Source organism: Anaerococcus sp. (assembly GCF_022770135.1).
Lineage (GTDB): Bacteria > Bacillota > Clostridia > Tissierellales > Peptoniphilaceae > Anaerococcus.
Window position 1 is genome coordinate 1 of sequence record NZ_JALEIL010000133.1, and the last position, 4,590, is coordinate 4,590.

Annotated in this window: 3 protein-coding genes; all 3 read left to right on the forward strand. The window is 35.1% G+C overall.

Features of this window, described 5'->3' with window-relative positions:
- Nucleotides 1–784: 784 nt before the first annotated feature.
- The 3 genes from recQ to MRZ08_RS06970 all read left to right on the forward strand — a co-directional run bounded on the left by recQ (nucleotide 785) and on the right by MRZ08_RS06970 (nucleotide 4,107).
- Entirely contained in the window at nucleotides 785–2,569 is a 1,785-nt protein-coding gene (gene recQ, locus MRZ08_RS06960) for a DNA helicase RecQ (RefSeq protein ID WP_297380991.1), read from the forward strand.
- A gap of 115 nt (nucleotides 2,570–2,684) precedes the next feature.
- Entirely contained in the window at nucleotides 2,685–3,281 is a 597-nt protein-coding gene (locus MRZ08_RS06965) for a type IV toxin-antitoxin system AbiEi family antitoxin domain-containing protein (protein ID WP_297380993.1), read from the forward strand.
- The gene (locus tag MRZ08_RS06970) at nucleotides 3,274–4,107 is read left to right on the forward strand and encodes a nucleotidyl transferase AbiEii/AbiGii toxin family protein (RefSeq protein ID WP_297380995.1); all 834 of its coding nucleotides are present in this window, start codon (nucleotides 3,274–3,276) and stop codon (nucleotides 4,105–4,107) included. The genes MRZ08_RS06965 and MRZ08_RS06970 overlap by 8 nt, the downstream gene beginning before the upstream one ends.
- The last annotated feature ends 483 nt before the right edge of the window (nucleotides 4,108–4,590 follow it).

A 4,590-nucleotide genomic window follows, 5' to 3' on the forward strand; every position in this document is an offset into this window, starting at 1 on the left:
GAAGTTGAGAAATCCCACACGAGATATCTCGACTCCGCTACGCTCCGCTCGATATAAGGGTGATGTGGGAATCCCGACATTTCCTCCACCTATCAATTATCTGGTCATCCCCTTATCCCGACCTTCTCCTATCCCTTATCCTGCCGAACCTCGCCCCCCTATCCCGACCGCAGTGGAGGGATCTCATTGGAGATATCTCGACTCCGCTTCGCTACGCTCGATATAAGGGAAGTGGGTTCCTGGCCTTCTTCCCCCGCTTGTCCCTAATGGTTCTGGCCACAGTGAACATAGTGAGCTGATGGCAGAGTGCCGGACAGTCGGGCTTCGATTTTTGTAAAAAATCGAATAAGTGGGACTTATTTGAAAAATAAGTTCCAAGAACTCGAAGAGTTCAAAATCGAGGGAGCCCTCGTCATGGGCCACTGTTTTGCAAAGCAAAACAGTGCAGTATCCTTTGTTAAGAAATAACAAAGGATAAAAGAACGATGACTATCGTTCAGAGTTAATAAGGTGAAGGTCTTTGGACCTGAGCCCGCAAGCTACCGTCGAAAGCAAGCCCGTCCGGCTCTGGGAGGACAGCGGAGGGATCTCTCTAGGAAATTCCTAGGATGGGAATACACAGGATATGATAAAGCAAAATAGGAATTAAATAAGTGACTTAAGAGGCTATAGTCCATATAGATAAAATTACAAAGCTATTATAAAATTATCATTAATTTTACAAGCGTCTTACCGTATTTATATTTATCAAATAAGTATCAAAAGAAAAGAAACAGAGGACTTTATGACAGAAGAGATTAGAAATTTGAAGAAATATTTTGGCTATGATTCTTTTAGAGAGGGTCAGGAGGAGATTATAAAGGAGATCCTCGCTGGTAGGGATGTGCTCGGTGTCCTTCCTACTGGTGGGGGCAAGTCTATTTGCTACCAGCTTCCTGCCCTTATGATGGATGGAATCAGCCTTGTCATATCTCCCTTGATTTCTCTAATGAAAGACCAGGTGGATGCCCTAAGGGAAAATGGAATCGCCGCGACTCTTATCAATTCCTCCCTAAGCCTTGAAGATTACAAGAAAAGCCTATCTGAGATAAGGTCAGGTGCTGTTAAGCTTGTCTACATATCACCAGAAAGACTCGAAAATGACTTTTTCATAGACTTTCTCAAGGACCTTAGGGTCTCCTTTGTAGCAGTCGACGAAGCCCATTGTATCTCCCAATGGGGCCATGATTTTAGACCTTCCTATAAGCTAATCCCAGCCCTTTATGATACTCTTGGTAAGGTTCAAATCACAGCCTTTACTGCCACTGCAACCAAGGAAGTAAGGGATGATATAATAGATAACTTAGAACTAGAAGATCCTTTCGTCAAGGTTACAGGATTTGACAGGAAGAATCTACTATTTCTAGTAGAAAAACCAAAGAAGAAAATAAACTATCTCAAGGACTTTATAAGAGATCACGAGGAAGATTCCGGAATAATCTACGCTTCTACCAGAAAGAAAGTCGACGCAATCCATAAGAAGCTCAGGGCTTTGGGCTATGCTGTCGGTAAATACCATGCTGGAATGACAGAAAGTGAAAGAAAAAAGAGTCAGGATGCCTTTATCTATGATGAGGATAAGATAATTGTTGCGACCAACGCCTTTGGTATGGGGATTGATAAGTCGAATGTTAGGTATGTCATCCACTACAATATGCCCAAGGACATGGAATCCTACTACCAAGAAGCAGGTAGGGCAGGCCGTGATGGAGAAGAGGCGACCTGTATCCTCCTTTACTCAGGCCAGGATATAATCATAAACAAGCACCTCATAAATATGGGAACTAATCCAATCTATAAGAGAATCCAGCTAGAAAAGCTCCAGACCATAATTAATTATGTAAATACCACAGCCTGTCTAAGACAATATATACTAAATTATTTTGGCCAGGATGCTGCGGATGAATGTGGGGCCTGCACCAATTGCCTATCTGAGATAGAAAAGGAAGATGCCACAGTAGATAGCCAGAAAATCTTATCCTGTATCTACCGCCTAGACCAAAGATATGGAACATCTACAGTTGTAGATTGCCTTATGGGATCAAAGAATAAAAACGCCAGGGAAAAAGAACTAAACAAGATTTCAACCTATGGTATTATGAAAGATAAATCCAAGACCTACATCAAAGACCTGATAGGAACTCTCACAGCAGATGGCTATATCAAGGTTTCAGGCACAACCTACCCCATCCTTAAGCTTACAGAAAAATCTAAAGACGTTCTTTTCGGGGAGGTTAAAGTCCTAGTTAATATCAGAAAGGAAGAGGAAAGGGTAAGAAAAGACGGCTTCGATGAAAACCTAAGCTATGACGAAAAGCTCTTCAAACACCTAAAAGAAGTAAGGCTAGATATGGCAAGAATGAGAAACATCCCACCCTTCATAATATTTTCCGATGCAAGCCTTAAAGAAATGTCCCAGAAAAAACCAAAAACAGAAGACGAAATGCTAATGATCAAGGGAGTAGGAGACAAAAAACTCCTCCAATACGGAGATATATTCTTGGCGGAGATAAGGGAGTTTGAAAGCTAAAGGAATTTTAGATAAATTAAATTTATTTTTATAGAATATATAGGTCTATTATATATAATTAGCTTGCAATTGTGCTTTAAATATAATATAATAAAGCACAAAAGGAAGAAATAATATGAGCGTTGATAAAATAAAAAAAATTATAAAAAAAAATAATGGAATAATTTCATCACGAGAAATTTCAGAAAATAATATTGATTCTTGGTATTTGACTGATATGGTGCGAAAAGGATATATAGAAAGAGTAAACAGAGGTGTTTATTTTGACCCTGATTTTGATAATTATGATGAGCTTTATTTTTTTCAATTGCAAAATAAAGTATGCATTTATTCTTATCAAACAGCTCTATATCTTCACAATCTAACAGATAGATTGCCGTTTATAGAGGAAGTAACTGTATATCAAGGATATAACGCTTGGCGAATTAAAGATAGGGTAAAAGTACATCAAATCAAAAAAGAATGGTACAAAATCGGAATTACTGAAGTAAAAACAGAAATGGGAAATTTAGTTTATTCTTATGATATGGAAAGGACTATGTGTGATCTTGTTAGAGATCGAAAAAATCAAGATTCTGAGATATTTTCAAAAGCTTGGCATTATTATATGAAAAATAAGTCAAAAAATATATGGAAACTTAGAGAATATGCTGAAATATTTAATATATCTGATAAAATAGAGGATATTCTAGAGGTTATAAGTTATGAATAAGGATAGTGTTACTAGTAGACTAAGAAATATATCAAGTGAACTCAATATTGATTATAATTTAGCTTTAGATAAATTTTTCTTTGATGAGTTTTTAAAGTTATTATCATTTAGTAAATATAAGGAAAATTTTACTCTTAAAGGTGGAATGCTTTTAACATATACACTAGGAATAGAAAATAGATCGACTAGAGATATTGATTTTTTAGTAAAAAAAACCAATATTAATTATGAAAATATTGATAAAATTTTTGATGATATTTTATCTAACAATGATAAAAAAGATGTTTGGTTTGAAGTTAAAAATAAACACAAAGATATAAAAATTGAAGATAAATATGGAGGAGTAAAATTTTATCTAGTAGGTCATCTATCTAATATAAGGAAGACTTTTTCAATTGATATAGCTACAGGCGATCCTGTTTATCCAGTACCTGAACTAAGTAAATATACTACAATACTTGGTGATAACATAGAAATACAGTTGTACCCACTAGAAACAGTTATAGCTGAAAAACTTCAAACTATAATAGATAAAGCAGAAATAACTAGTAGAATGAAAGATTTTTATGATATATATATTATTATAAAAAATAAATCTAGTGAAATAGATATTGATAAACTAAGAAAAGCTTGTTCGTTAACTTTTAAATACCGAAATACTTATATTAGTAAAGATGAAGCTATTAATGTTATAAAATTAATCGGTAATAATAATAGGATCTTAAAGAGTTGGGATAATTATAGAAATAAAAATAAATACGTTGAAAATGTTGAATTTGATTATATTATTATGGTTATATTTAACTTAATAGATGAAGTGCTTTAAGCATAATGAATTAATTATGAGAAATTTAACAATAAAAAAGGGATCCAATCCCTCTTTTTGTTTGGTCGGACCATGCTTTGATTCTAGAAATCATGGTTAATCTTATCATACTGCTGATTTTTAAAAAATCAATGTATATTAGACTTAAGTTCACCCTTATCTCGACTAGTTAAATGTGCCTTGACTGGCTCATTTAACCCTAAAACTAAAAGTTATACATCAGCAGTGATGCATGGTAAAAAGTTTTAGTGTGAATGAAATGAACGCTCGTTAGATTTCTCCGCTCGCTTCGCTCGGTCGAAATAAGGGTGATTTTAATTTTGACTACACTTTAAATGGGCCAAAAAGCCCGTATTTTTAATTATTTAATTTCTAAAACAAACTTTCCTTAACATCCTCTTCTCTCCTTTTTCCAAGACCCATCATGCCTAGGATATAGCCTATTACAAAGCATACTAGGGATGGGACGAACCAGGTGAAGCC

What these genes read in the sequence shown, in the direction of transcription:
- MRZ08_RS06965 (WP_297380993.1), top strand. Translation starts at nt 2,685, where the DNA reads ATGAGCGTTGATAAAATAAAAAAAATTATAAAAAAAAATAATGGAATA.
- recQ (WP_297380991.1), top strand. Translation starts at nt 785, where the DNA reads ATGACAGAAGAGATTAGAAATTTGAAGAAATATTTTGGCTATGATTCT.
- MRZ08_RS06970 (WP_297380995.1), top strand. Translation starts at nt 3,274, where the DNA reads ATGAATAAGGATAGTGTTACTAGTAGACTAAGAAATATATCAAGTGAA.